The sequence below is a fragment of the Arthrobacter sp. SlRoot2-15 genome (assembly GCF_059739345.1).
This window is the reverse complement of the sequence record NZ_AP046058.1, coordinates 621,304-647,250: the sequence shown is the minus strand read 5'-3', so window position 1 is coordinate 647,250 and position 25,947 is coordinate 621,304. Positions and strand designations below refer to the sequence as shown.

The window sequence follows — 25,947 nt, the reverse complement described above, 5'->3', positions numbered from 1 at the left end:
TGGCAGGGTAAGAGAGCCCGTGGGCTCTCTCATGAATGACCTGCCGGAAGGAGCGTCGGCATGCCCGTCGTAACTATGCGCCAGCTGCTTGACAGCGGCGTCCACTTTGGACACCAGACCCGTCGTTGGAACCCGAAGATGAAGCGTTTCATCTTCACGGAGCGCAACGGCATCTACATCATCGACCTGCAGCAGTCGCTGTCCTACATCGACCGTGCCTACGAGTTCGTGAAGGCCACCGTTGCACACGGCGGCACCGTCCTCTTCGTCGGCACCAAGAAGCAGGCACAGGAAGCCATCGCCGAGCAGGCCACCCGCGTCGGCCAGCCCTACGTCAACCAGCGTTGGCTCGGCGGCATGCTGACCAACTTCCAGACGGTCTCCAAGCGCATCCAGCGCATGAAGGAACTCGAAGAGATCGACTTCGACGACGTCGCCGGTTCCGCTTACACGAAGAAGGAACTGCTGCTCCTTCGCCGCGAGCTGACCAAGCTGGAGACCAACCTCGGCGGTATCCGCAACCTGACCAAGGCGCCTTCGCTCCTCTGGGTTGTCGACACCAAGAAGGAACACCTCGCCGTTGACGAGGCCAAGAAGCTGAACATCCCGGTTGTGGCCATCCTGGACACCAACTGCGATCCGGACGAAGTCGACTTCCCGATCCCGGGCAACGACGACGCCATCCGCTCCGTCAACCTGCTGACCCGTGTTGTCGCCGACGCCGTTGCTGAGGGCCTGATCGCCCGCAACCAGCGCGCCACCGGCACCACGGAAGCTCCGGAAGAGCCGCTGGCCGAGTGGGAGCGCGAGCTCCTCGAAGGCAGCAAGGCCGAAGAGGCAGCCGCTCCGGCCGCCACTGAAGCTGCTCCGGAAGCCGCCGAGGCTCCCGCCGCCGAAGAAGCTCCGGCCGCTGACGCTGCCGAGGCTGCTCCGGCCGCCGACGAAGCCAAGTAGTCAGACAAATAAATCTGGATCTCCCTGTGCGCCGCAGGCAGTTAGCGGCGGCGCACGGGGTACTGACAGGATGGCGGCCCACCCCCAGGGTGGGCGGCCGTCCTGTCAGTCCGTACACCACACAAATTTCTAGACAGAGGGGTTCACATGGCGAACTACACTGCCGCTGATATCAAGGCTCTGCGCGAGCGCACCGGCGCCGGCATGATGGATGTCAAGAAGGCTCTTGACGAAGCCAACGGTGACGCCGAGAAGGCCATCGAAATCATCCGCATCAAGGGCCTCAAGGGCGCTACCAAGCGCGAAGGCCGCTCCACCGCTGAAGGCCTGGTTGCTGCCAAGGTCGACGGCGGCGTCGGCGTGATGATCGAGGTCAACTGCGAGACCGACTTCGTCGCCAAGGCTGACAAGTTCATCCAGCTCGCCGACAAGGTGCTTGCCGTTGCTGTCGAGTCCGGCGCTGCCGACCTCGACACCCTGCTTGCCGCCGACGTCGACGGCAAGCCGCTCTCCGAGGTTGTCATCGAGGAAGGCGCAGTGCTGGGCGAGAAGGTTGTCGTCCGCCGCATTGCCCGCATCGAGGCCCCCACGGTTGACGCGTACCTGCACAAGACCTCCAAGGACCTCCCGGCCCAGGTCGGCGTGCTGTTCGCCGTCGACGGCGAAGGCGAAGCCGCCTCCACCGCCGCCCACGACGTCGCCGTGCACATCGCCGCGATGGCCCCGAACTACCTGACCCGCGAGGACGTCCCGTCCGAGCTGGTCGAGTCCGAGCGCCGCATCGCCGAGGAAACCGCCAAGGCCGAGGGCAAGCCCGAGGCAGCGATGACCAAGATTGTGGAAGGCCGCGTTACGGGCTTCTACAAGGGCGAGGTCCTCGTTGACCAGGCGTTCGCCAAGGATGCCAAGAAGTCCGTCGCGCAGGTCCTTGAAGAGGCCGGCGTCAAGGCAACTGCTTTCACGCGTTTCCGCGTCGGTTCCTAAGTAAGCTCCGCTGAAGGGGTGGTCACTGCGGTGGCCACCCCTTTTGCATGCACCCACAAAACGCGGGCCACTCAGGCCGAATGCTGCCTTTGGTCCACGGCACGATACCCTTTTTCAGAGCTCACCAACGGGAAGGCACCATGGATACCGTCAACAATTCTGCCCAGCCAAAGAAGACCAGGCGCCGCGTACTCTTGAAGCTTTCCGGCGAGGTCTTCGGCGGCGGCAAACTGGGCGTTGACCCGGATACCGTCCGCGGGGTTGCCAAGCAGATCGCGGCGGCCGTCCCGGACGTCGAGGTCGCCATCGTCGTCGGCGGCGGGAACTTCTTCCGCGGCGCCGAACTCTCCCAGAGCGGCATGGACCGCTCCCGCGCGGACTACATGGGAATGCTCGGCACCGTCATGAACTGCCTCGCCCTCCAGGACTTCCTCGAGCAGGCGGGGGTGGAGACCCGCGTGCAGAGCGCCATCACCATGGGCCAGGTGGCCGAGGCGTACATCCCGCGCCGCGCCATCCGCCACATGGAAAAGGGCCGCGTCGTGATCTTCGGCGCCGGCGCCGGCCTGCCGTACTTCTCCACTGACACCGTTGCGGCGCAACGCGCCATGGAGGTCCACGCAGACGTCGTCCTGATGGCCAAGAGCGGGGTCGACGGCGTCTACACCGCCGACCCGAAGAAAGACCCCACCGCAGAGAAGCTGCACCGCCTCAGCTACGACGAGGCCCTGCGCCGCGACATCCGGGTCATGGACCAGACGGCGATGACGATGTGCAAGGACAACAACCTGACCATGGTGGTGTTCGGCATGGAGGGTGAAGGCAACGTCACCCGGGCCATCCGGGGCGAGGACCTGGGCACCGTCGTCACCCCCTAGCTGCGGCTAGGATGTTTTTTAGGACAGTTCAGCTCCCCGGGCACTGGGGCGCGCACTAATTTCTGAGGAGAGAACGTGATCGAAGAAACCTTGCTCGAAGCCGGGGACAAGATGGACAAGGCGGTTGAGGTAGCCAAGGAAGACTTCGCCTCGATCCGCACCGGCCGCGCCACGCCCGGCCTGTACAACAAAGTCCTGGTGGACTACTACGGCTCACCGACGCCGCTGCAGCAGCTGGCCTCGTTCGCCGTCCCGGACGCGCGCACCATCCTCATCACGCCGTTCGACAAGACCGCCCTGCGCGACATCGAACGTGCGCTGAGCGACTCCGAGGTCGGCGCCAACCCCTCCAACGACGGCAACGTCATCCGGATCACCATCCCGGAGCTGACCAAGGAGCGCCGCAAGGAGTACGTCAAGATTGTCAAGTCCAAGGGCGAGGACGCCAAGGTGTCCATCCGTAACATCCGCCGCAAGGCCAAGGAAACCCTGGACAAGCTGGTCAAGGACGGCGAAGCCGGCGAGGACGAGGGCACCCGCGGCGAGAAGGAACTCGACGCGCTGACCAAGGCCCACGTCGACGGCATCGACGAGCTGCTCAAGCGCAAGGAAGCCGAGCTGCTCGAGGTCTGATGGCGGATGAACAGCAGGCACCCGGACCGCGCGTCCGGGTGCGGGGGAGAGAGCGGAAGAACCCGACGCCAAAGGCCGGCAGGAACCTTCCTGCGGCGACGGTGGTCGGCCTTGGCATGCTCTTCGCCGTCCTCGGCGGCCTGCTGTTCCTGCCCCTGGCCTTTGTGCTGATCGTCACCGCCTTCGCCATCTTCGGCGTCTGGGAGGTGTTCCGCGCGCTGGAAGCCTCCGGCACGCGCCTGCCGATCATCCCGGCCATGACGGGCACCGTGGCGATGCCGCTCGCCGCCTACTTCGGCGGCACTGAGGCCCTGCTCTTCGCGCTGCTGCTCAGCAGCGTCGCGGTGCTCCTGTGGCGCTCCCTGGAGGGGGCGGCCGGCTCCGCCCGCAGCATCTTCGCCGGCGTCTTCACCCTCGCCTGGGTGCCGTTCCTGATCAGCTTCGCCGTGCTCCCGCTGCACGCCGCCGGCGGATCCGCGCCGATCGGGCCCTGGCCCGGCGGGGTGGTGCCGGTCGGGGCCTGGCAGATCGGCACCCTGCTGCTGCTGGTTGTCTCCAACGACACCTTCGGCTACCTGGTGGGCGCCTCGCTGGGCAAGCACCCGATGGCCCCGAAAATCAGTCCCAAAAAATCCTGGGAGGGCTTCGGCGGCTCGGTGGCCGGCGCCGTGCTGGTCGGTGTCCTGGCCAGCATTTTTGTCCTCGGCGAGCCGTGGTGGTTCGGCGCGGCCCTGGCGGTGGGCCTCGTCGGTGCGGCCACGGCCGGTGACCTGGCTGAATCCATGGTCAAGCGCGAACTCGGCATCAAGGACATGGGCAACAGCCTGCCCGGCCACGGGGGAGTGATGGACCGCCTGGACTCGATCGTCTTCGCCTCACCGGTGGCGTTTATGATCTTCTCCGCCGCCGCCGGCGGCTAGGAAGCGCCCGCCCCCTTCCGGCGCCTAGAATGGTGCCGGTTGTACAGCAACCACACCCCGACGTCGGCGCAACCAGCGCCGAACGGCCTCGAAGGAAACATAGTTACAGTGGACATCAACCGGCAGATCCCTGCCTCCTTTGACCGCGTGCAGCGGAACCAGTACGGCTACAACGCCAAGCAGGTGGACCAGTTCCTGCAGCGCGCCCGGGTGTCGTTTGAAACACCCCACGCAGCGTCCCGGGCGGTCAAAAGCGCCGATGTCCGTGCGGTCTCCTTCGACCCGGTCAAGGGCGGCTACGCGGCCCCCGGCGTGGACGCGGCCCTGGACCGCCTCGAAGATGCCCTGGCCCGACGGGAACGGGACGAACTGATCAGTGAGCGCGGCGAGGACGCCTGGCTGCGCGACATCGGCCGGCTCGCCGGGCTGCTCCGCGGCCGTCTGCACCGGCCTGACGGCCAGCGCTTCCGGCGCCCCGCCAAGGGCAAGGTGCGCAGCTACAACACCACCGACGTCGACGACCTTTGCCACGAGCTGATCGGCTACCTCGAGGAGGACCAGCCGCTCAGCGTGGACAACGTCCGCCGCGCCACGTTCCGGCCCGCCGTCGGGCGCGAAGGCTACGAGGAGAGCCAGGTCGACGCCTTCCTGGACCGCGTCGTCGAACTCATGGCCGCCATCGACTAACGCTCAGCGGCCGCAGTCTTACCGTTCGGTCGCGAGCGGCCGCTCCGGGGTGTGCAGCCGGGTCATCAGCCGGGTGATGGTCCGCGGAACCCGGCCCCGGGTGGCCCGGGAGACCAGCACCATCACCGCGAAGGCGGCCGGGACCGTCCAGGCGGCCGGCTGCGCGAGCCACGGCGGCGTGCCGGCCGGTCCCAGCAGGGCGCCGGCCAGCATGGCGCCGCCGCAGGACGCCGCCCCGGTCAGCATCCCGGCGATCGCGCCGGCGTCGGTCAGCCCCCGCCACCAGATGCCCAGCAGCAGCACCGGGCAGATGGTGGAGGCGGTGAACGCGAACACCAGGCCCACACTGCCGGCCAGAGCCGTGGAATCCGTCATCGCCGCGATCCCCAGCGGCACCACCGCGGCGAGCAGTGTGGCGAGCCGGAACCCGCGCACGCTCCCGCCCAGGATGTCCTGGCTGATCACGCCCGCCAGCGACACCACCAGCCCCGAGGTGGTCGAGAGGAAGGCGGCGAACGCCCCGGCCACCACGAGCGCCGAGAGCAGGTCCCCGGCCGGGCCGCCGACCAGCCGGCCGGGCAGCAGCAGCACCAGGGCATCCGCCTGCCCGCTCTGCGCCAGCCCCGGGGCGAACGTCCGCCCGATCAACCCGTACGCCGTCGGGAACAGGTAGAAGACCGAGAGCAGGCCCAGCACAATGAGGGTGGTCCGGCGTGCCGACTGGCCGTCAGGGTTGGTGTAGAAGCGCACCAGCACGTGCGGCAGCCCCAGGGTCCCGAACAGCAGTGCCACCAGCAGCGAGATGTTCTGGTACGGACCCGCAGGGGCCAGTGCAGTCGGGTTCACGTTCGACTCGGCGACCGCGGGGGCGCCGGTTCCGGCGAGGACGAACAGGATAAACAGCACGGGCACCGCCAGCGCAGTCAGTTTCAGCCAGTACTGGAAGGCCTGCACAAAGGTGATTGAGCGCATCCCGCCGGACACCACCGTCACGCAGACGACGGCGACCACGGCCACCTGCCCCACCCAGGCAGGCAGCCCCGTGGTGATCCGGATCGCCAGCGCGGCGCCGTGCAGCTGAGGGACGATGTAGAGCCAGCCGACGACCACCACCACCAGGCTTGTCACCCGGCGCACCGCCCGGGAGTCGAGCCGGGCCTCGGTGAAGTCGGGAATCGTGTAGGCGCCGGAGCGGCGCAGCGGCGCGGCGACAAACAGCAGGAGCATCAGGTACCCGGCGGTGTAGCCCACCGGGAACCACAGCGCGTCGGTGCCGGAGAGCAGGATCAGGCCGGCGACGCCGAGGAAGCTGGCCGCGGAGAGATACTCGCCGCCGATTGCCGAGGCGTTCCACCAGGGCCGCACCGTGCGGGAGGCGACGTAGAAGTCCCCGGTGGTACGCGAGATCCGCAGGCCGTAGAAACCGATCACGGCGGTGGCCAGGGACACGGCCACGAAGGCCGCGATGCCAACGACCGGGTTCACCCGTGCCTCACTTGTCCCCGGCGAGATCCCGGTAGCGGGACTCGTTCCGCGCCGCCGTGCGGACGTACAACCACGCGCTGAGGCCGATCACCGGGTAGATGCCGGCTCCCAGCAGAACCCAGTCAAAGGGCAGCCCGGCGATCCGCAGCTCCGCCAGGCCCGGCACCAGCCCGAGCATCAGCGCGAACGCGAGCAGGATCAGCAGGAACCCCGCCGCCACCACGATGCCGAGCCGCAGCTGCGAGCGGATCAGCGAGCGGATGAACACCTGCCCGGCGTCGGACTCCTCGGCGGCCTCGCGCGTCTCGACGGCCGAGCGGCCGGCGGCCGCGCCGGCGGTGGCCGCGCCGGCGGTGAGGCTGCCCGCGGTGGCGGGGCCGCCCGGATGAAAACTGCGCGGCGCGGTGACCCGGACCCGGGTCATGCCTGCGGCCGGATCCGGGTTGCCTCGAGCTTCTCCCGGACGGACGGCAGGTGCCGGCGGCTGATCGGCAGTTCGGCCCCGGCCACGGTCACGCTGGGACGGGCAGCGGCGAGCTTCATGTGGCTGAGGTGGTTCAGGGCGATCAGGTAGGACCGGTGGATGCGCAGGAAGCCGGCGTCGGCCCACTGCTGTTCGAGGTCCGCCAGCGGCACCCGGATCAGGTAGCTGGCATCCGCGGTGTGCAGCCGGGCATAGTCGCCCTGGGCCTGGACATAGGTGACGTCGTCGCGCCGGATCATTTTGGTGGTGCCGCCAAGATCCACGGTGATCATCTCCGGCGGCGGGGCGCCCTCGCGGATCAGTTCGCTGATCCGGCCGATCGACCGGGCCAGTCGTTCGGCGCGGACGGGCTTGAGCAGGTAGTCCACCGCCGCGAGCTCGAAGGCCTCCAGCGCGCAGTCCTCGTCGGCGGTCACAAAGACGACGGCGGGCGGCCGGGCACTGCGGGAAATGACCCGGGCGATGTCCAGCCCGGAGAGGGCCGGCATGTGGATGTCCAGGAAGACGGCGTCGACATCCTCGGCCTCCAGGGCGCGCAGCGCTTCGGCGCCGGAGGAGGCTCGGTGGATGGTGCCGATCCGGTCATCCCGGCCCAGCAGGAAGGCCAGTTCCTCGACGGCGGGCAGCTCGTCATCGGCGACGAGGACGTTAATCATGGTCCTAGGGTACCGCCGCGGGGCGTGTCACCAGCGCCGCCGCGGGGCCCGGCGCGGGGCCCGCCGCGGGCCCTGGCAATGTGCCGGGCTCAGGCGTCGTGCCGCGGCTGGGACTTGGGCACCCGCATGGTGATCAGGGTCCCCTCGTCCGGGGCCGTCTCGATGACCAGACCGTTGTCCTCGCCGTAGACCTGCCGCAGCCGGGCATCAACGTTCCGCAGCCCCACATGGTCGCCTTCGCCGTGCCCGGCCAGGACGGCCCGCAGTTTCTCCGGATCCATGCCGACGCCGTCGTCCTCGATGGTGACCTCGGCGAAGGCGCCCGAATCGTTGGCCGTGATGGTGATGTGGCCCGGGCCCTCCTTGGCCTCCAGGCCGTGCCGGACCGCGTTCTCCACCAGCGGCTGCAGGCTCAGGAACGGGATGACGGTGCTGAGCACCTCCGGCGCGATCCGCAGGCTCACCTGGACCCGCTCGCCGAAGCGCGCCCGTTCCAGCAGCAGGTACCGGTCGATGCAGCGCAGTTCCTCGGCGAGGGTGGTGAAGTCGCCGTGGCGGCGGAAGGAATAGCGGGTGAAGTCGGCGAACTCCACCACCAGTTCGCGGGCGCGGACCGGGTCCGTGTTGATGAAGGAGGCGATCGCGTTGAGTGAGTTGTAGATGAAGTGCGGGCTGATCTGTGCCCGGAGCGCCCGGACCTCGGCCTCCATCAGCAGGGTCCGGGAGGCATCCAGCTCGGCCAGCTCCACCTGCGTCGCCACCCAGTCGGCCACCTCGCTGGTGGCACGGACCAGGCCCGACCCGGCCGCCGGGGCGAAAGCGGCCACCACCCCGACCACCCGGGTGCCGGCCTTGATCGGGGCGATCACGACGGCGCGCTCCACGCCTTCCGCCAGCGGCGCGGCGGCCCGGCCGGCGGCGAGCAGCTGCAGTTCGCCGGCCGGAATCACCGCGGTGTGGCCGCCCTCGAGCACCTTGGCGGCGAGCCCCATCAGGGCGGGCTTGAGCTCCTCGCCGGCACCGTCCCAGGCCAGCACGCCGGTGGTGTCGGTGATCGCCAGCGCGTCGCAGCCCAGCAGGCTCCGCAACTGCCGGCTCGCCTTGGCGGCGCCCGCCGGGTTCAGGCCGGTGCGCAGGTACTGCCCCGCACGGGAGGCGGCGTGCAGGGTCTTGTACGTTGCGCGTTCCGCGTCGGTGCCCAGCTCGCGGAAGGAGCGCAGGACTTTAAGTCCAACGGCCACGACGACGGCGATCGCCAGCGCGATCACGGCGATCGCCGCCGCGGTGAAAAGGGGAGAGTCCGGCATGCTGCCAGCGTAGCGCGGCGTTCGGGGCGTCCGGGCCGCCGGGCGCCCCGAACGCCGCCCGGCGCCGTCGAACGCCGTTGAGCGCAGCATCGCGACCGTTGAGCGACGGGAAACGCGGCGGTGCTGGAATGTAACGCGCATCACGATGCACAGTGATTGCAGTCACACAGCGCCGGAGGACTCTTTTCCGGAGCCCGGGGTACCCGGCGGTGACTCGCCAGTCTCAATGAGGAGGAACGATGGGTCACGACGCCCAACACACGGACGCAGCGGCGTCCGTGGACTTCAAGGAAGTCCAGTCGACGGAGCGGTTCCAGGAACTGCGCAAACGTCACCGCAGCTTTGTCTTCCCGATGGCCATCGCATTCCTGCTGTGGTACTTCGCCTACGTCCTGCTGGCCGACTATGCGGTGGGCTTTATGTCCACGAAGGTCTGGGGCAACATCAACATCGGCCTGATCCTGGGTCTGCTGCAGTTCGTGTCCACGTTCGCCATCACCGGCTGGTACGTCAGCTACTCGAACCGGAAACTGGACCCGATCGCCTCCGAGATCCGTCATGAGATCGAAGGCCACGAGTTCGACAAGCACGGCAACCCAGTGAGCGGAACGGCAAAATGACACTAATGGTCCCCGCGGTCAACGTTGCCGCCCTCAAAGACACCACCCTGCTGAACATGGGCATCTTCGCCCTGTTCGTCGCGGTCACCATGGTGATCGTGTTCCGCGCCAGCCGCAACAACAAGACGGCCGCCGACTACTACGCCGCCGGCCGCTCGTTCACCGGCTCGCAGAACGGCACCGCGATCGCTGGCGATTACCTCTCCGCCGCATCCTTCCTCGGCATCACCGGAGCCATCGCCATCAACGGCTACGACGGCTTTATGTACTCCATCGGCTTCCTTGTCGCCTGGCTCGTCGCGCTGCTGCTGGTGGCAGAACTGCTGCGCAACACGGGCAAGTTCACCATGGCCGACGTGCTCTCCTTCCGGCTCAAGCAGCGGCCGGTGCGCATTGCCGCCGCCATCTCCACCCTCGCGGTCTGCTTCTTCTACCTCCTGGCGCAGATGGCCGGCGCCGGTAGCCTTATCTCGCTGCTGCTGGGCATCAGCGACTGGGGCGGCCAGGCCCTGGTGATCATCGTCGTCGGCGCCCTGATGATCATGTACGTCCTGATCGGCGGCATGAAGGGCACCACCTGGGTGCAGATCATCAAGGCCATGCTGCTGATCGCGGGCGCGGCCGTGATGACCTTCTGGGTCCTCGCGATTTACGGCTTCAACCTCTCCGACCTGCTCGGCGGCGCGGCGGAAACGGCCAAGAACCCGGCCGTCCTCAACCCGGGCCTGCAGTACGGCAAGTCCGACACGACCAAGCTGGACTTTATGTCCCTGGGCCTGGCGCTGGTGCTCGGCACCGCCGCCCTGCCGCACGTGCTGATGCGCTTCTACACGGTTCCGACCGCCAAGGAAGCCCGCAAGTCCGTGGTGTGGTCCATCTGGCTGATCGGGCTGTTCTACCTGTTCACGCTGGTCCTGGGCTACGGCGCAGCGGCGCTGGTCGGTGCCGACACCATCAAGGGCGCCCCGGGCGGGGTCAACTCGGCAGCTCCGCTGCTGGCCTTCCACCTCGGCGGCCCGTTGCTGCTGGGCTTCATCTCTGCGGTGGCCTTCGCGACCATCCTCGCCGTGGTCGCCGGCCTCACCATCACCGCGGCGGCGTCCTTTGCGCACGACATCTACGCCAACGTCCTCGCCAAGGGCAAGGCGGACCCGGACACCGAGGTCAAGGTGGCCCGCCGCACCGTCGTCGTGATCGGCATCCTGGCCATCGTCGGCGGCATCTTCGCCAACGGCCAGAACGTCGCCTTCCTGGTGGCGCTGGCCTTCGCCGTGGCGGCGTCGGCCAACCTGCCGACGATCATCTACTCGCTGTTCTGGCGGAAGTTCACCACCCAGGGCGCCATTTGGAGCATGTACGGCGGCCTCGGCTCCGCTATCCTCCTGATCGCGCTCTCCCCGGTGGTCTCCGGCGCCAAGACCTCGATGATCCAGGGGGCCAACTTCGCGGTCTTCCCGCTGAGCAACCCCGGCATCGTCTCCATCCCGCTCGCGTTCTTCCTGGGCTGGCTGGGCACGGTCCTGGACAAGAAGCTGGAGGACACCACGAAGCAGGCCGAAATGGAAGTCCGCTCCCTGACCGGGGTGGGCGCCGAGAAGGCCACGAACCACTAGGGCCCCCGCCGGTCCGGACTCCACCGGGGCTCCGGCCGGCACCAAAAGAGGAAGCCCCCGTGCACAAGTGCACGGGGGCTTCCTTTTCGCGTTGTGGAGACTGCCGTTGTCAGTGGCCGTGGTGGGACCCGACGCCGGGAAGCCCGTGTTCGCCATGCGGCACCGCGTACTGGCCGGCCGTCGACGCCGCCAGCCCGGGCGTCGCAATCCCGGCGACCAGCACCGCGGAGGCGAACGCGGCCAGGAGCAGCCGGCCTGCCCGGGGCTGCGCAACAACCCCGGTGCCGGCGGGATCCCCGCCGGACCGGCGCTTCAACCAGCCTGACGCGGCCACGATCATGAGGCTGAGCAGCAGCGCCGCGAGGTGGCTAAGCGCGAGCCCCGAGGGGCCGGCCGCCATGGCCGCCAGCGCGGACGCGGCGTGGACCAGGGACGCGACCAGCAGCAGCGCCGTGGCCGTCCGGGCCCGCAGCAGGCTGCCCCGCTGCAAGGACAGGACGGACCAGACCAGCAGCGCCGTTCCCCAGAGGGCCGCCCCCACCCCGCCGGCCACGGCAAAGCCGCCGGCGGCGGGGGAGAGCAGCAGGCTGGAGGCGGTCGCGAGGTCGACCGAACCCGCGCCGAAGCCCGCGAAGCCCGCGAACAAGAGGGCGGCGGCCGCCGTCGTGCCCTGGCTGCGTCCGGTCATTCCGGCGGCCTCCGGCAGTGCCGTCATCCTGCTGGTGAACTGTTTCATGGCTGCTGTGCGCGGGCGCTTAGACGTGGGCGCGCTGGTGGGTACCGGCGGCGGACTTGTCCATCGACAGCCCGACCCCGAGCAGCAGTACCGCGCTGGCCAGGTGCAGAACGTTGTCCGGGCCGTTCAGGGCGATGATGTTCAGCGGCGAGCTGAGCAGGAACAGCCCCACGATGCCCACCAGCAGGTAGACGGCGCCGACCGTGGTGTTGACGCCCCTGGCGAGCTGGACGTTCTTCAGCCCCGCGTAGAGGAGGGCGGCGCCGATGGCGAGGTGGATCACGTTGTGCAGCGGGTTGACCTCGAAAATGATGAGGTCGACGCCTTCGGTGGCGAAGAAGCCTACGCCGGAGGTGACGGCAAAGCCCAGCAGGCCGACCAGCAGGTAGACGGCGCCAAAAACGGTGGCGATCAAGCGGTTCGGTGAGGTGCGCATGGTCCGGATCCTTATCTATTGGGCCGGCGGGTGGCCGGCCGGGTGCGGGTCCCGGTCGGGACTCTCTGCAGGACGATTCGGACCATGCGGTGTTTTGGATGGGTACGGCGGGAGCCGGCACGGGAATGTCTTCCCAGCTCAGGGTCGGCGCCTGAGGTCGGGGACCTGTCAGTCAGGCCTCCGCCGGGCCGCGTTCGAGCAGCGGCTGGATCCGGAACGGAATCAGCTCGCTCATGGCCAGCGCGGTGTCGGTCCGGTCCACGCCGTCGCAGGAGAGGATCTTGCCGTTGATCCGGAACAGGTCCTCGGCGTCGAGCGCCACCACCTTCAGCAGCAGGTCGGCCGAACCGGTGAGGCCGTAGCCCTCCAGGATCTCCGGAATGCCGGCCAGCTCCACGGCCAGCTGTCCGAGCTTCTGCTGCTGGACATGGACGGAGATGAACGCCATCAGCGGGTAGCCCAGCGAGGCCGGGTTGATCCGCCGCTCGAAGGAGAGAAAGACGTGCTTTTTCTCCAGCTGGGCCATCCGGGCCTGCACCGTGTTCCGCGACAGGCCGAGCTTCTGCGCCAGTGCCACCACGGTCCGCCGGGGATCCAGGGCCATGGCCGAAAGTAGGCGGGTGTCGGTGCCATCCAAGGGTTGCATAATGCGCAAGATTAGCACGGTCCAAACATCGCGGTCAGGGCAGAATGCTCAATTTTTTCGGGGGTGGTTGTACCCAATGGAAGTTGTGAGTAGGGTCACAATTATCCGGGGCAACGGCGCCCGGGTGGCCGTCGCGCGCAGGGATCACGAGTCCCGCGGGCAGGGTCAGACGACGTCAGAAGGTTGCGGACAAACTGTGTTTACCGACGACGCGGGCAAGGGCGGCATTGCCGCCGGCGGCCCCGGGAACAGTGCAGAATCAAACAGGCGCACGGGCGGCGATCTCGTCCAGCTCATCACCCCGGGAGGTGAACGCGTCAGCAATCCGGAGTTCGACTCCTGGGTTCAGGACGTAAGCGACGAACAACTCGCCTCGCTCTACGAGGACATGGTGGCGATCCGTCGCATCGACGCCGAGGCGACCGCCCTGCAGCGCCAGGGCGAGCTCGCCCTCTGGCCTCCGCTGCTGGGCCAGGAAGCCTCCCAGATCGGCTCGGCCCGGGCACTCCGCGACGACGACTTCGTCTTCCCTAGCTACCGTGACAACGGCGTCGCCTACGTCCGCGGAGTGCAGCCGGCGGACATTGTCAAGGCCTGGCGCGGGAACGCCCTGGCCGGCTGGGATCCCTTCACCGTGAACGTGGCAACGCAGCAGATCATCATCGGCGCCCAGTCGCTGCACGCCACCGGATACGCCATGGGCATCCAGAACGACGGCGCCGACTCCGTGGCCGTGGCCTACTTTGGCGACGGCGCCACCAGCGAAGGCGACGTCAACGAGGCCATGGTCTTCGCGGCAAGCTTCCAGGCCCCCGTGGTCTTCATCTGCCAGAACAACCACTGGGCCATCTCCGAGCCAGTGATGCTGCAGTCCCACATCCAGATCGCGGACCGCGCCTCGGGCTTCGGCATCCCGAGCATGCGCGTGGACGGCAACGACGTGCTGGCCGTGATGGCCGCCACCCGGATCGCCGTCGACCGCGCCCGCCGCAGCGGCGGACCCACCTTCATCGAGGCCGTCACCTACCGGATGGGCCCGCACACGACGGCGGACGACCCCACCCGTTACCGGGACGCCAACGAGCTTGAGGACTGGGCCGCGAAGGACCCGATCGAACGGCTCAAGACGCTGCTCGAGCGCAAGGGGCTGTTCACCGAGGAGCTGGAAGCCGCCGTCGCCGCCAAGGCCGATGCGGTGGCCAAGGAACTGCGCGCCGGCACCATCAACATGGCCGAGCCGCAGCCGCTGGACATCTTCAAGCACGTCTACAGCACACCCAACTCCTCGCTGGACCGCCAGCAGGACCACTACACCCGTTACCTGGCTTCCTTCGGCGATCCCGCAGAAGCCGCTTCCGAAGAAGGTGCACGCTGATGACGCAGATGACCTTTGCCCGAGCCATTAATTCGGGCCTGCGCAAGTCCCTCGAAAACGATCCCAAGGTGATCCTCATGGGCGAGGACATCGGCACCCTCGGCGGCGTTTTCCGCGTCACCGACGGCCTGCAAAAGGACTTCGGCAAGCACCGCGTGGTGGACACGCCGCTGGCCGAATCCGGCATCCTCGGCACCGCCGTCGGCCTGGCCTACCGCGGCTACCGCCCGGTGGTGGAGATCCAGTTCGACGGGTTCATCTACCCGGCGTTCGACCAGATCGTCAGCCAGGTCGCCAAGATGCACTACCGCACCCAGGGCGCCGTGAAGATGCCCATCACCATCCGCGTCCCGTTCGGTGGCGGCATCGGCTCACCCGAACACCACTCCGAATCGCCCGAGGCCTACTTCACCCACACCTCCGGCCTGCGCGTGATCAGCGTGTCCAACCCGCAGGACGCCCACACCATGATCCAGCAGGCCATCGCCTCCGACGACCCGGTGCTCTACTTCGAACCCAAGCGCCGCTACCACGACAAGGGCGAGGTAGATGAGACGCTCGACCTCTCCGCCGCCCTGTCCATGGAGAAGGCCCGTGTAGTCACCGAGGGCACCGACGTCACGCTCGTCGCCTACGGCCCGCTCGTCAAGACCGCCCGCGACGCCGCCCTGGCCGCGGCCGACGAGGGCGTCTCGATCGAGGTGATCGACCTGCGCTCGCTTGCCCCGCTGGACTTCGCAACCCTCGAGGCCTCGGTCCGGAAAACCGGACGCCTCGTCATCACGCACGAGGCCTCCCAGACCGGCGGCCTCGGCGCGGAGGTAGCCGCCAGCATCACCGAACGCTGCTTCTACCACCTCGAAGCGGCACCCGTCCGGGTGACCGGCTTCGACGTGCCGTACCCGTATTCAAAGCTTGAAATGCACCACCTGCCGGGCCTGGACAGGATCCTCGACGGCGTCGACCGGGCCATGGGCCGCCCCAACTCCCTTAGCGGGCTGGAAGGATGACCGCCACCATGATCAAGGAATTCCGGCTTCCGGACCTCGGTGAAGGCCTGACGGAATCAGAAATCGTCGCGTGGAAGGTCGGGGTGGGGGATACCGTCACGCTCAACCAGATCATCGCCGAGGTGGAAACGGCCAAGGCCGTCGTCGAACTGCCCTCGCCGTTCGCCGGCGTCGTGACGGCGCTGCACGAGCAGCCCGGCACCGTGGTGGAGGTCGGCAAGCCGATCGTCTCGTTCGAGGTGGAGGGCGACGACGGCGGCGCCGGCTCCGGGGAAGCCCCCGCCAAGCGGGAGCCGAACCTGGTTGGCTACGGCGCCGTGCTGGAAGGCTCCGGCCGGCCGGCCCGCCGCGCCCGCAGCTTCGCCGCCGCGGCTCCGGCCGTCACGGCTGCCCCCGTGGCCGCTCCGGTGGCCGCCCCGGTCGCGGAGCCTGCGACGGTGGTTGAACCGGCACCCGTGGCCGTCGAGGCTCCTGCGGCGCCGGCCGCCGCCGCTGCGGCGCCGGCCGCTGCCGGAGGCACCGAGCGTCCGCGCTCCACGCCGCCGGTGCGCAAGCTTGCCAAGGACCTCGGCGTCGACCTCGCGGCCGTCACCGGAACGGGGGAGCACGGCCTCATCACCCGCGATGACGTTCGGAACTTCGTTGGCGGCGGGGACCTGCCGGTGGCGCCGCAGGAACTGGCTGGCCAGGCAGCCGCCCGCGGCCAGGGCGAGCGGGAAACCCGGACCCCGATCAAGGGCGTGCGGAAGTTCACCGCTGCGGCCATGGTGTCCAGCGCCTTCACCGCCCCGCACGTCACCGAGTTCCTGACCCTGGACGTCACGCCCACCATGGAACTGCTGGGCCGGCTCAAGGCCAGCCGGGCCTTCGCGGGTTACAAGCTGACGCCGCTAACCCTGGTGTCCAAGGCCGTGCTGATCGCGCTGCGCAACCACCCGACGCTCAACGCCCGGTGGGACGAAGCCAACCAGGAGATCGTCCAGTTCAACTACGTCAACCTCGGCATCGCGGCCGCAACACCGCGGGGGCTGACCGTGCCGAACATCAAGGACGCGGACCGGATGTCGCTGCTGGAGCTTTCCACGGCGCTGACCGAGCTGACCGAGATCGCGCGGGCCGGCAAGACCGCCCCGGCGGACCTCTCCGGCGGAACGATCTCCATCACCAACATCGGCGTCTTTGGCATCGACGCCGGCACGCCCATCCTCAACCCGGGCGAGGCCGCCATCCTCGCCCTCGGCGCGGTGCGGAAGATGCCGTGGGAGTACCAGGATGAGGTGGCACTGCGCCAGGTCATGACGCTGAGCCTGTCCTTCGACCACCGGCTGGTCGACGGGGAACAGGGCTCCCGGTTCCTGCAGGACCTCGGCGCCATCCTCGCCGACCCCGGCATGGCCCTGGCGATGGTCTAGGTTCCCTAAGCCGACAGGCCGGGCATCCACCTCGTGGGTGCCCGGCCTTCTGCCGTCCGGGGGCACTTTGCGGGCAAATTTCGACAGCCGGGTGCCGGTTGTCGGCGTGTCCGCGCCAATGTGCCCCCGGAGCGCGGCCGGTCTGAGCGACGGCGCGCGGGACCTAGGCGAGCGGGCGGGGAGTGGCCGGCGCCATCAGCGCGGCCAGCGCCATGCTTTCCAGCAGCGGCCGGGCGCGCTTGAGCGCCATCCGGCGGCCGTGGTTCCGCACCGAGTGCGGCGTCGAGTTGATCAGACCGAAGGTGGCGTGCGCGCGCATCCGCAGTTCGGCCGGATCGGTGTCCGGGTGGATCGTGGCTAGGACGTCCACCCAGAGTTCAACGTAGTTGCGCTGCAGGGTGCGGACCTGGGCTTCGTCGTCGTCGTCGAGGTTGCTGAAGTCCTGGTCCTGGACCCGGATGACGTCGGGGTTGCTGAGGGCGAAGTCGACGTGGAATTCGACCAGGCCGGCGAGGGCTGCGGCAGCGCCGGCGGAGCCCTCCACCACGCTCCGGCCGCCGTCGAGCAGGTCCTGGCTGACGCTGAGCAGCAGCGCGCCCAAGACGGCCTGCTTGCCGGCGAAGTGGCGGTAGACGGCCGGGCCGCTGACTCCCGCCGCGGCGCCGAGGTCCTCCAGCGATACCCGGTTAAAACCGTCGGCGGCGAAGAGGGCCGCGGCAGCCGTGAGCAGCGCCTTGCGGCGGTTCTCCTTGGCCTGGCTTCGCTGGGTGGTCTGGCTTGACTCGGTCACCGGCGCGTCCCTCTTCTCGAATGTCCTGATTTAACTGTGCTGTGTTGGACATCACAGTTAATAGAGACTAACCTAAATCTCAGTTATGCGTTACTAACCGAAATGGCCGGTGCGCCCCGCGGGGCGAACGCCGCACGGCCGAGGACGGAAGCAGTCAATGGAGACAATCGCCAGCCAGGTGGACGCCGGCAGCACCGGCTATGCCGCGAACCGCGAGGCGCAGCTCGGCCTGGCCCGGGAGCTAAAGGACCGCCTGGCCACTGCCGCGCTGGGCGGGCCGGAAAAATCCCGGGAACGGCACGTCTCCCGCGGCAAACTCCTGCCGCGCGAACGCATTGACCGGCTGCTCGACGACGGCAGCCCCTTCCTGGAGATCGCCCCGCTGGCCGCCGACGGCATGTACGACGGCGACTCACCCGGCGCGGGCGTGATCGCCGGAATCGGCCTGGTCCACGGCCGCCAGGTCCTGGTCATCTCCAACGACGCCACGGTCAAGGGCGGCACCTATTACCCGATGACGGTCAAGAAGCACCTCCGGGCACAGGAAATCGCGCTGGAGAACCGGCTGCCCTGCATCTACCTCGTGGACTCCGGCGGCGCCTTCCTGCCGAAGCAGGACGAGGTCTTCCCGGACAAGGAGCACTTCGGCCGGATCTTCTTCAACCAGGCCAGGATGTCCGCGGCCAAGATCCCGCAGATCGCCTCGGTCATGGGGTCCTGCACCGCCGGCGGCGCTTACGTGCCCGCGATGAGCGACGAGACCGTGATCGTCCGCAACCAGGGCACGATCTTCCTGGGCGGCCCGCCACTGGTGAAGGCCGCCATCGGCGAGATCGTCACGGCCGAGGAACTCGGCGGCGGCGACGTGCACTCGAAGATCTCCGGCGTCACCGACCACCTGGCCGAAAACGACGAGCACGCCCTGCAGATCGTCCGCGACATCGTCTCCACCCTGCCGAAGCCGGCCGCCCCCGCGTGGGAGATCGACACCGCCGTCGAACCCGTTGCCGACCCGGACGAGCTCTACGGTGCCGTCCCCACGGACGTCAACGCCCAGTACGACGTCCGCGAAGTCATCGCCCGACTGGTGGACGGCAGCCGCTTCCACGAGTTCAAGAAGAACTACGGCACCACGCTGGTCACCGGCTTCGCCAAGCTGCACGGCCACCCGGTGGGCATTGTGGCAAACAACGGCGTGCTGTTCAGTGAATCCTCGCTCAAGGGCGCGCACTTCATCGAACTCTGCGACCAGCGCGGCATCCCGCTGATCTTCCTCCAGAACCTCTCCGGCTTTATGGTCGGCAAGGACTACGAGCAGGGCGGCATCGCGAAGAACGGCGCCAAAATGGTCACCGCCGTCGCGACCGCCCGGGTCCCCAAGCTGACCGTGGTGATCGGCGGGTCGTTCGGCGCCGGCAACTATTCGATGTGCGGCCGGGCGTACTCGCCGCGCTTCCTCTGGATGTGGCCGGCGTCCCGGATCTCGGTGATGGGCGGCAACCAGGCCTCCAGCGTGCTCGCCACCGTCAAGCGGGACCAGTACGAGGCCCGCGGCGAGGAATGGTCCGCCGCGGACGAGGAAGCCTTCAAGGCCCCGATCAAACAGCAGTACGAGGACCAGGGCAGCCCCTACTACTCGACGGCCCGGCTCTGGGATGACGGCATCATCGACCCTGCGGACACCCGCACCGTCCTGGGACTGGCGCTCGACGTCGTCTCCCGCACCCCGCTGCCGGAGACCTCCTTCGGCCTTTTCCGGATGTGAGCCACCTGTGACTGCTATTTCCACACCCGCTGCCTCCACCCCCGCGACGCCGCTGTTCGGCACCGTCCTGGTCGCCAACCGCGGCGAGATCGCCTGCCGTGTGATCCGCACCCTGCGCGCCCTGGGCATCCGCTCCGTGGCCGTGTATTCCGACGCCGACGCCGGCGCCCGCCACGTGCGGGAGGCCGACGTTGCCGTCCGGATCGGCCCGGCCGCAGCCAGCGAGAGCTACCTCAAGATCGAGGCCATCATCCAGGCCTGCCGCGACACCGGCGCCGAAGCGGTGCACCCGGGCTACGGGTTCCTCAGCGAGAACGTGGACTTCGCCCGTGCCCTGGAAAAGGCCGGGATCACGTTCATCGGCCCCGGCGTCGAATCCCTCAACGTTATGGGCGACAAGATCCGCTCCAAGAACCACGTCACCGGCTACGGAGTCCCCGTGGTCCCCGGCATCGCCGAACCCGGGATGACGGACGCGCAGCTGATCGACGCCGCGGCCGGCGTCGGCTTCCCGCTGCTGATCAAGCCCTCCGCCGGCGGCGGCGGGAAGGGCATGCACACTGTCGAACGCGCCGAGGACCTGGAGGCCACGCTGGCCACGGCCCGCCGGGTCGCGGCGAGTGCCTTCGGCGACGACACCTTGTTCCTGGAACGGCTCGTCACCACGCCGCGGCACATCGAGGTGCAGGTCCTCGCGGACAATCACGGCAACGTCATCCATCTGGGGGAGCGCGAGTGCTCGCTGCAGCGCCGCCACCAGAAGGTGATCGAGGAAGCACCGTCCCCGCTGCTGGAATCCCTGCCCGACGGGGCGGACATCCGGGCCCGGCTCGGCGAGGCCGCCTGCAACGCCGCGCGCAGCGTCAACTACTCCGGCGCGGGCACCGTGGAGTTCCTGGTCTCCGACAACGCCCCGGACGAATTCTTCTTTATGGAGATGAACACCCGGCTGCAGGTCGAGCACCCGGTCACCGAAATGGTCACCGGCGTCGACCTGGTCGAATGGCAGGTCCGCATCGCCGCCGGCGAGGAACTCACCGTGTCCCAGGACGACGTCGTGCTGACCGGCCACTCGGTGGAGGCCCGCGTGTACGCCGAGGTGCCGGAGAAGAACTTCCTGCCGTCCACCGGGACGGTGCTGCTGCTGGACGAGATTCCTGGCCCGGCGCAGCGGCCCGGCGCCGCAGCCCGCAACGAAGTCGAAACGGCCAGTGGCCGCGTCCGGGTGGACTCGGCGCTGGTCCAGGGCCTGGAGATCTCCTCGAGCTACGACCCGATGATCTCCAAGGTGATCGCCTGGGGCCAGGACCGCACCGCGGCCCTGGACACCCTGGACGGGGCGCTCGCCGAGTACACCGCGCTGGGCATCGACACCAACGTCGAATACCTGCGCCTGCTGATCAACGACGCCGACGTCCGCGCCGGACGGCTCGACACCGGCCTGATCGAGCGCAAGATGCCGGACTTCAGCTTCCGCCACGTCGGCGAGGCCGAACTCGTTGCCGCCGCCCTCTTCGCGCTCGCGCAGACGGAGCAGCAGCGCCAGTCAGAGCCCGCGGCCGGATCCTGGCAGCGCCGGGACGGATGGCGGCTCGGTGTCCGGGTGCCGCGGCGGATCAGCCTGGGCACGCCGGACGGCGGCGTCGCGACGGTGGCCGTTGCCGACGATCCGGCGGCAGGCCTCCTCCGGGTGTCCGTCGACGGCGGTCCTCAGCGGACAGCGCTCTGGCGGCCCACCAGCCGCATCGAGGGGGAACTGGACCTCGACGGCGACACCACGGCGTACGCGTTCGCGCCGGTATACACCGGACCGGTCAATCCGGGCTGGGACAACCCGGCACCCGGCGCACCGACTGAACTCTTCCTCGGCAACGAGGGCTGGTCCTGCCGGCTCGAGGTGCTCACCCGAGAGACCCGGTTCGCACGGGTGCTGGCCGCCGTCGAACGCGAGGAAGGCGCCGCGGACCCGGCGGTCCGCTCGCCGATGCCGGGCACCGTGGTGTCCGTCTCGGTCAGCAACGGCGACGCCGTCGCAGCCGGCCAGGTCCTGCTCGCCGTGGAGGCGATGAAGATGGAGCACCAGCTGGTGGCGCCGCTCGACGGAACCGTGCACATCAGTGTCAGCTCCGGCGACCTCGTCAAGGCGGACCAGGTCCTCGCCACCATCCACCCGCACGAACCTTCGAAAGCGGAGGACACCGTCGAGGAATCCGTGATCGCCATGGGCGCCGCGGACTAGCACCCCACATTTTCAGCACCACAGCTTTAGCCACAGCTTCAGACATACCGACCAAGGAGTCACCCCCATGCCAGATTTTGAACTCAGCGAGGACTACCAGGACCTCAGCGACACCGTGCGCGAATTCGCCGATCAGGTGGTGGCCCCGGTCTCCGCCAAGCACGACGAGGAGCACAGCTTCCCCTACGAGGTAGTCTCCCAGATGGCGGACATGGGCCTGTTCGGCCTGCCGTTCCCGGAGGAGTTCGGCGGCATGGGCGGGGACTACTTCGCCCTGGCCCTGGCTCTCGAGCAGCTCGGCCGGGTGGACCAGTCCGTCGCCATCACCCTCGAGGCCGGCGTCTCCCTCGGCGCCATGCCGATCCACCGCTTCGGCAACGACGCCCAAAAGCAGGAATGGCTGCCGCTGCTGGCCTCCGGCAAGGCGCTCGCCGGCTTCGGCCTGACCGAGCCCGAGGCCGGCTCCGACGCCGGTGGCACCAAGACCACCGCGCGCCTAGAGGGCGGGGAATGGGTCATCAACGGGAACAAGGAGTTCATCACCAACTCCGGTACGGACATCACCCGGCTCGTGACCGTCACCGCGGTCACCGGCCAGGAGGAACGCGCGGACGGCAGCATCAAAAAGGAAATCTCCACCATCCTGGTGCCCACAAACACTGCCGGCTTCAAAGCCGAGAAGGCCTACAACAAGGTCGGCTGGAACGCCTCGGACACCCACCCGCTGACCCTGGACAACGTCCACGTCCCCGAGGAAAACCTGCTGGGCACCCGGGGCCGCGGCTACGCCAACTTCCTCTCCATCCTGGACGAGGGCCGCATCGCGATCGCCGCGCTGGCCGTCGGCGCGGCCCAGGGCTGCGTGGACCAGTCGGTGAAATACGCCAAGGAACGCAGTGCGTTCGGCCAGAACATCGGCAAGTACCAGGCCATCGCGTTCAAGATCGCCCGGATGGAAGCGCGCGCGCACACCGCCCGGCTGGCCTACTACGATGCGGCCGCCCGGATGCTCGCCGGCAAGCCGTTCAAGACGCAGGCGGCCATCGCTAAGATGGTCGCAGGCGAGGCAGCCATGGACAACGCGCGGGACGCCACCCAGGTGTTCGGCGGCTATGGCTTCATCAACGGATTCACCGTGGCGCGCCACTACCGCGACTCCAAGATCCTTGAAGTCGGCGAGGGCACCACGGAGGTCCAGCTGATGCTGATCGCCCGCGAACTGGGACTGTAGCCGGCCGGAAGGATCCTTTCGATGATCAACAAAGTTGTTGCCAGCGCCGCCGAGGCCGTCGCGGACATCCGCGACGGCGCCTCGCTCGCCGTCGGCGGTTTCGGGCTGTGCGGCATTCCCGTGGCCCTGATAGAGGCGCTGCACGAGAGCGGCGCAACGGATCTGGAAACCGTGAGCAACAACTGCGGCGTGGACGACTGGGGTCTCGGGGTCCTGCTCAAGGACGGCCGGATCCGCCGCACGATCAGCTCCTACGTGGGGGAGAACAAGGAATTCGCGCGGCAATACCTCGCCGGCGAACTCGAAGTCGTCCTCACCCCGCAGGGCACGCTGGCCGAGAAGCTGCGTGCCGGCGGGGCCGGGATCCCGGCCTTCTACACCCCGGCCGGCGTGGGAACCCAGGTGTCCGACGGCGGCCTGCCGCAGAAGTACGACGCCGACGGGAACGTCGCGATTGCCTCCGCGGCCAAGGAAGTGCGCAGTTTCAACGGCGCCGACTACGTGCTGGAGGAGGCCTTGACCCCGGACTTCGGCCTGGTGCACGCCTGGAAGGGCGACCGGCACGGCAACCTGGTGTTCCATGCCACCGCAATGAACTTCAACCCGCTCTGCGCCATGGCCGGGAAGATCACCATCGCCGAGGTCGAGGAACTCGTGGAGCCCGGCGAACTGGACCCGGAGCACGTCCACGTCCCCGGGATCTTCGTCCAGCGTGTGGTCCTCGCGCCGCACGCCGAGAAGCGCATCGAAAAACGCACCACCTCCAGCACTGCCTCCGGCACTACAGAACAGTCAGGAGCCTGACCGTGGAGACCAACAACGCCCAGGGCGCGCCGCCCCGCCCCGAGGCGGTCCGCCACGAATACCGGCGCTCCGCCGTCGAACACGCCGGCGGGGTGCAAGGCAAGGGCTGGACCCGCAACGAACTGGCCGCCCGGGTGGCGCAGGAGCTGCACAACGGCCAGTACGTCAACCTCGGCATCGGCATGCCCACGCTGATCCCCAACTACATCCCGGCCGGGGTCGAGGTGGTGCTGCACTCGGAGAACGGCATCCTCGGCGTCGGGCCGTACCCGGGGGAGGACAAAGTGGATCCTGACCTGATCAACGCCGGCAAGGAAACTGTCACCGTGAACAAGGGCGCCGCGTTCTTCGACTCCGCCGCCTCCTTCGGCATGATCCGCGGCGGCCACGTCGACGTCGCGGTCCTCGGTGCGATGGAAGTCGCGCAGAACGGGGACCTCGCCAACTGGATGATCCCCGGCAAGATGGTCAAGGGCATGGGCGGGGCGATGGACCTCGTCTTCGGCGCCAAGAAGGTGATCGTGATGATGGACCACGTTGACCGCAACGGCAACCCGAAAATCGTGGAGCGCTGCTCCCTGCCGCTGACCGGCAAGGGCTGCGTCGACCGGATCATCACCGACCTCGCCGTGATCGACGTCGTGACCGAAGGCGGAAAATCCCGGCTGGTGCTTCGGGAGCTGGCCCCCGACGTCACCGCGGAGGACGTGGCAGCGGCCACCGGTGCCGAACTTTTCGAGGAAGACCAGGAACTGACCGTATGACAACGAATACAACGCCCGGGCCCGAAAGCGGCCGCCGGGTTATCGAACAGCGCGGCCTCTACTTCGACGAACTCGAAGAAGGCGTCCTCTACGCGCACCGGCCCGGCCGGACCGTGACCGAGACCGACAACGTGCTGTTCACCACCATGACCATGAACACCCAGGCGCTGCACCTGGACGCCGCTTGGAGTGCCGGGCAGCCCTTCGGGCAGCGGCTGATGAACTCGATGTTCACTCTCGCCACGCTGGTGGGCCAGTCCGTCCCGCAGCTGACCCAGGGCACCATCATCGCCCAGCTCGGGCTGACCGACGTGTCCTTCCCGCACCCGCTGTACCACGGGGACACGCTCTACACGGAGACCGAGGTGACCGGAAAACGGCTGTCCTCCTCCCGGCCCGGCCAGGGGATCGTGACCATGCAGCACACCGGCCGGAACCAGGACGGCACCGTCGTGGCCCTCGCGACGCGCAGCTGCCTGATGTGGACGCGGGAGGCGCACGCCGCGGCCGCGCCGGAAACGGCGCAAAAGGGGACAATAGGGTCATGAGTTTCCTGATGGGCCCCGCCCTGCTGTTCTGCCCCGCCGACCGCCCCGAGCGCTACCAGAAGGCGGCCGAACGCTCCGACGCGGTGATCGTGGACCTGGAAGACGCCGTCGCACCGGCCGACAAGCAGCGTGCCCGCGGCGCCATCCTCGCCCAGCTGGGCTCCGCCGGGGACGTCCCCGAACTGGACCCCAGCCGCACCATCATCCGGATCAACCCGGCGGGGACCGAGGAGTTCGAAAAGGACCTGCACTGCCTCAAGCACACGCCCTACCGGCACGTGATGCTGGCCAAGGCCGAGAGCGCCGCCCAGCTCAAGGAGCTCGAGGGTTATAGCGTCATCGCCCTGTGCGAGACGGCCGCCGGGATCGTGAACGCCGCCGCGATCGCCGCGGAACCTAACGTTGTGGGCCTGATGTGGGGCGCGGAGGACCTGCTCGCCTCGCTCGGCGGCACTTCAAGCCGGGACGACGACGGCACCTACCGGGCCGTGGCCCTCCACGCCCGCTCCACGGTGCTGCTGGCCGCCCGGGCCTTTGGCAAGGAAGCGGTTGACTCGGTCTACGTCAACATCCCGGACCTGGACGGCCTCGCCGCCGAATCCCGGGACGCCGTCGCCTCCGGCTTCGGCTCCAAGGCGTGCATCCACCCGAACCAGGTGGCCGTGGTCCGCGCCGCCTACGCCCCGTCCGAGTCCGACGTCGCCGCGGCCACCGAACTGCTCGACGCCGCCACTGCCGCCGGCACCGGCGTGTTCCAGTACAAGGGCAAGATGATCGACGGGCCCATCCTCAAGCACGCCGAGTCCACCCTCCGCCGCGCCGGAAGGTAGCTTTCAGGCGCCGGCCAGGCGATCGAATTCCCGTCGATTCGCCACAGATGGCCGGAATGGGAGCGTCCGCAGCGGCCAACTACGTCAAATAGGCGACGTCGGATGCCACCTGCGTGGCTGGTGGCGTGGCCCGGCCCGAC

General features: G+C 68.5%; 26 protein-coding genes. 18 read left to right on the top strand and 8 right to left on the bottom strand.

Going from position 1 to position 25,947, the window contains the following annotated elements; genetic code table 11:
- Window positions 1-60 precede the first annotated feature (60 nt).
- From rpsB to AC6I9V_RS03005, 6 genes are all read left to right on the top strand, one after another.
- Complete coding sequence (gene rpsB, locus AC6I9V_RS03030) at window positions 61-954, top strand: 30S ribosomal protein S2 (RefSeq protein ID WP_497898295.1); 894 nt, start codon at window positions 61-63, stop codon at window positions 952-954.
- Window positions 955-1,101: 147 nt separating this feature from the next.
- Window positions 1,102-1,938 (top strand): translation elongation factor Ts, encoded by an 837-nt coding sequence (gene tsf / locus AC6I9V_RS03025; RefSeq protein WP_349414385.1) that lies wholly within the window; start codon window positions 1,102-1,104, stop codon window positions 1,936-1,938.
- 140 nt (window positions 1,939-2,078) lie between these two features.
- The gene (gene pyrH, locus AC6I9V_RS03020; RefSeq protein WP_349414386.1) at window positions 2,079-2,816 is read left to right on the top strand and encodes a UMP kinase; all 738 of its coding nucleotides are present in this window, start codon (window positions 2,079-2,081) and stop codon (window positions 2,814-2,816) included.
- A gap of 75 nt (window positions 2,817-2,891) precedes the next feature.
- On the top strand, window positions 2,892-3,449 hold the full coding sequence (gene frr, locus AC6I9V_RS03015; protein WP_138769830.1) for a ribosome recycling factor: 558 nt from the start codon (window positions 2,892-2,894) through the stop codon (window positions 3,447-3,449).
- Complete coding sequence (locus AC6I9V_RS03010) at window positions 3,449-4,369, top strand: phosphatidate cytidylyltransferase (RefSeq protein WP_497898294.1); 921 nt, start codon at window positions 3,449-3,451, stop codon at window positions 4,367-4,369. The genes frr and AC6I9V_RS03010 overlap by 1 nt, the downstream gene beginning before the upstream one ends.
- Before the next feature lie 108 nt (window positions 4,370-4,477).
- Window positions 4,478-5,056, top strand: coding sequence for a DivIVA domain-containing protein (locus AC6I9V_RS03005; RefSeq protein ID WP_349414388.1), 579 nt, complete (start codon window positions 4,478-4,480; stop codon window positions 5,054-5,056).
- A gap of 18 nt (window positions 5,057-5,074) precedes the next feature.
- On the opposite strand, the gene AC6I9V_RS03000 is transcribed toward AC6I9V_RS03005, so the two are convergent.
- From AC6I9V_RS03000 to AC6I9V_RS02985, 4 genes are all read right to left on the bottom strand, one after another.
- Entirely contained in the window at window positions 5,075-6,541 is a 1,467-nt protein-coding gene (locus AC6I9V_RS03000; RefSeq protein WP_497898293.1) for a sodium/solute symporter, read from the bottom strand.
- A 7-nt stretch (window positions 6,542-6,548) separates the two neighbouring features.
- Complete coding sequence (locus AC6I9V_RS02995; protein ID WP_497898292.1) at window positions 6,549-6,965, bottom strand: hypothetical protein; 417 nt, start codon at window positions 6,963-6,965, stop codon at window positions 6,549-6,551.
- Entirely contained in the window at window positions 6,962-7,681 is a 720-nt protein-coding gene (locus AC6I9V_RS02990; RefSeq protein ID WP_497898291.1) for a LytR/AlgR family response regulator transcription factor, read from the bottom strand. The genes AC6I9V_RS02995 and AC6I9V_RS02990 overlap by 4 nt, the downstream gene beginning before the upstream one ends.
- 89 nt (window positions 7,682-7,770) lie before the next feature.
- Window positions 7,771-8,988, bottom strand: coding sequence for a sensor histidine kinase (locus AC6I9V_RS02985; RefSeq protein WP_497898290.1), 1,218 nt, complete (start codon window positions 8,986-8,988; stop codon window positions 7,771-7,773).
- A 239-nt stretch (window positions 8,989-9,227) separates the two neighbouring features.
- On the opposite strand from AC6I9V_RS02985, the gene AC6I9V_RS02980 reads away from it, so the two are divergent.
- Window positions 9,228-9,608 carry a DUF485 domain-containing protein gene (locus AC6I9V_RS02980; protein WP_349414393.1) on the top strand — a complete coding sequence of 127 codons (381 nt, stop codon included), beginning with the start codon at window positions 9,228-9,230 and terminating at the stop codon, window positions 9,606-9,608.
- On the top strand, window positions 9,605-11,221 hold the full coding sequence (locus AC6I9V_RS02975; protein ID WP_349414395.1) for a monocarboxylic acid transporter: 1,617 nt from the start codon (window positions 9,605-9,607) through the stop codon (window positions 11,219-11,221). Before AC6I9V_RS02980 ends, AC6I9V_RS02975 begins: the two co-directional genes overlap by 4 nt.
- A gap of 109 nt (window positions 11,222-11,330) precedes the next feature.
- Here the strand turns inward: AC6I9V_RS02975 and AC6I9V_RS02970 are convergent, their stop codons facing one another.
- From AC6I9V_RS02970 to AC6I9V_RS02960, 3 genes are all read right to left on the bottom strand, one after another.
- Window positions 11,331-11,957, bottom strand: coding sequence for a hypothetical protein (locus AC6I9V_RS02970; RefSeq protein ID WP_497898289.1), 627 nt, complete (start codon window positions 11,955-11,957; stop codon window positions 11,331-11,333).
- A gap of 19 nt (window positions 11,958-11,976) precedes the next feature.
- On the bottom strand, window positions 11,977-12,393 hold the full coding sequence (locus tag AC6I9V_RS02965; RefSeq protein ID WP_497898288.1) for a DUF4383 domain-containing protein: 417 nt from the start codon (window positions 12,391-12,393) through the stop codon (window positions 11,977-11,979).
- 172 nt (window positions 12,394-12,565) lie between these two features.
- Window positions 12,566-13,039 carry an Lrp/AsnC family transcriptional regulator gene (locus AC6I9V_RS02960; RefSeq protein ID WP_497898287.1) on the bottom strand — a complete coding sequence of 158 codons (474 nt, stop codon included), beginning with the start codon at window positions 13,037-13,039 and terminating at the stop codon, window positions 12,566-12,568.
- A 196-nt stretch (window positions 13,040-13,235) separates the two neighbouring features.
- Here AC6I9V_RS02960 and pdhA point away from each other — a divergent pair, with 196 nt between their 5' ends.
- The 3 genes from pdhA to AC6I9V_RS02945 are packed head-to-tail and all read left to right on the top strand — an operon-like array spanning window position 13,236 to window position 16,836.
- On the top strand, window positions 13,236-14,414 hold the full coding sequence (gene pdhA / locus AC6I9V_RS02955; RefSeq protein WP_497898286.1) for a pyruvate dehydrogenase (acetyl-transferring) E1 component subunit alpha: 1,179 nt from the start codon (window positions 13,236-13,238) through the stop codon (window positions 14,412-14,414).
- A complete protein-coding gene (locus AC6I9V_RS02950) occupies window positions 14,414-15,424 on the top strand; it encodes an alpha-ketoacid dehydrogenase subunit beta (RefSeq protein ID WP_497898285.1) in 1,011 nt (336 codons plus the stop codon). The genes pdhA and AC6I9V_RS02950 overlap by 1 nt, the downstream gene beginning before the upstream one ends.
- Window positions 15,421-16,836 (top strand): dihydrolipoamide acetyltransferase family protein, encoded by a 1,416-nt coding sequence (locus AC6I9V_RS02945; RefSeq protein WP_497898284.1) that lies wholly within the window; start codon window positions 15,421-15,423, stop codon window positions 16,834-16,836. The genes AC6I9V_RS02950 and AC6I9V_RS02945 overlap by 4 nt, the downstream gene beginning before the upstream one ends.
- Before the next feature lie 163 nt (window positions 16,837-16,999).
- Here AC6I9V_RS02945 and AC6I9V_RS02940 read toward each other — a convergent pair whose 3' ends face one another.
- Complete coding sequence (locus AC6I9V_RS02940) at window positions 17,000-17,626, bottom strand: SACE_7040 family transcriptional regulator (RefSeq protein WP_497898283.1); 627 nt, start codon at window positions 17,624-17,626, stop codon at window positions 17,000-17,002.
- A gap of 157 nt (window positions 17,627-17,783) precedes the next feature.
- On the opposite strand from AC6I9V_RS02940, the gene AC6I9V_RS02935 reads away from it, so the two are divergent.
- From AC6I9V_RS02935 to AC6I9V_RS02905, 7 genes are all read left to right on the top strand, one after another.
- Window positions 17,784-19,391: a carboxyl transferase domain-containing protein gene (locus AC6I9V_RS02935; protein ID WP_497898282.1), complete on the top strand. Its 1,608-nt coding sequence runs from the start codon at window positions 17,784-17,786 to the stop codon at window positions 19,389-19,391.
- Between the two features lie 7 nt (window positions 19,392-19,398).
- Window positions 19,399-21,630: an acetyl/propionyl/methylcrotonyl-CoA carboxylase subunit alpha gene (locus AC6I9V_RS02930; RefSeq protein WP_497898281.1), complete on the top strand. Its 2,232-nt coding sequence runs from the start codon at window positions 19,399-19,401 to the stop codon at window positions 21,628-21,630.
- A 67-nt stretch (window positions 21,631-21,697) separates the two neighbouring features.
- Entirely contained in the window at window positions 21,698-22,861 is a 1,164-nt protein-coding gene (locus tag AC6I9V_RS02925) for an acyl-CoA dehydrogenase family protein (protein ID WP_497898280.1), read from the top strand.
- A 21-nt stretch (window positions 22,862-22,882) separates the two neighbouring features.
- Window positions 22,883-23,665 (top strand): CoA transferase subunit A, encoded by a 783-nt coding sequence (locus AC6I9V_RS02920; protein WP_497898279.1) that lies wholly within the window; start codon window positions 22,883-22,885, stop codon window positions 23,663-23,665.
- A 2-nt stretch (window positions 23,666-23,667) separates the two neighbouring features.
- Window positions 23,668-24,429, top strand: coding sequence for a CoA transferase subunit B (locus AC6I9V_RS02915; protein ID WP_497898278.1), 762 nt, complete (start codon window positions 23,668-23,670; stop codon window positions 24,427-24,429).
- Window positions 24,426-24,977, top strand: coding sequence for a MaoC family dehydratase (locus tag AC6I9V_RS02910; RefSeq protein ID WP_497898277.1), 552 nt, complete (start codon window positions 24,426-24,428; stop codon window positions 24,975-24,977). Before AC6I9V_RS02915 ends, AC6I9V_RS02910 begins: the two co-directional genes overlap by 4 nt.
- On the top strand, window positions 24,974-25,807 hold the full coding sequence (locus tag AC6I9V_RS02905; protein WP_497898276.1) for an HpcH/HpaI aldolase/citrate lyase family protein: 834 nt from the start codon (window positions 24,974-24,976) through the stop codon (window positions 25,805-25,807). Before AC6I9V_RS02910 ends, AC6I9V_RS02905 begins: the two co-directional genes overlap by 4 nt.
- Window positions 25,808-25,947: the final 140 nt, after the last annotated feature.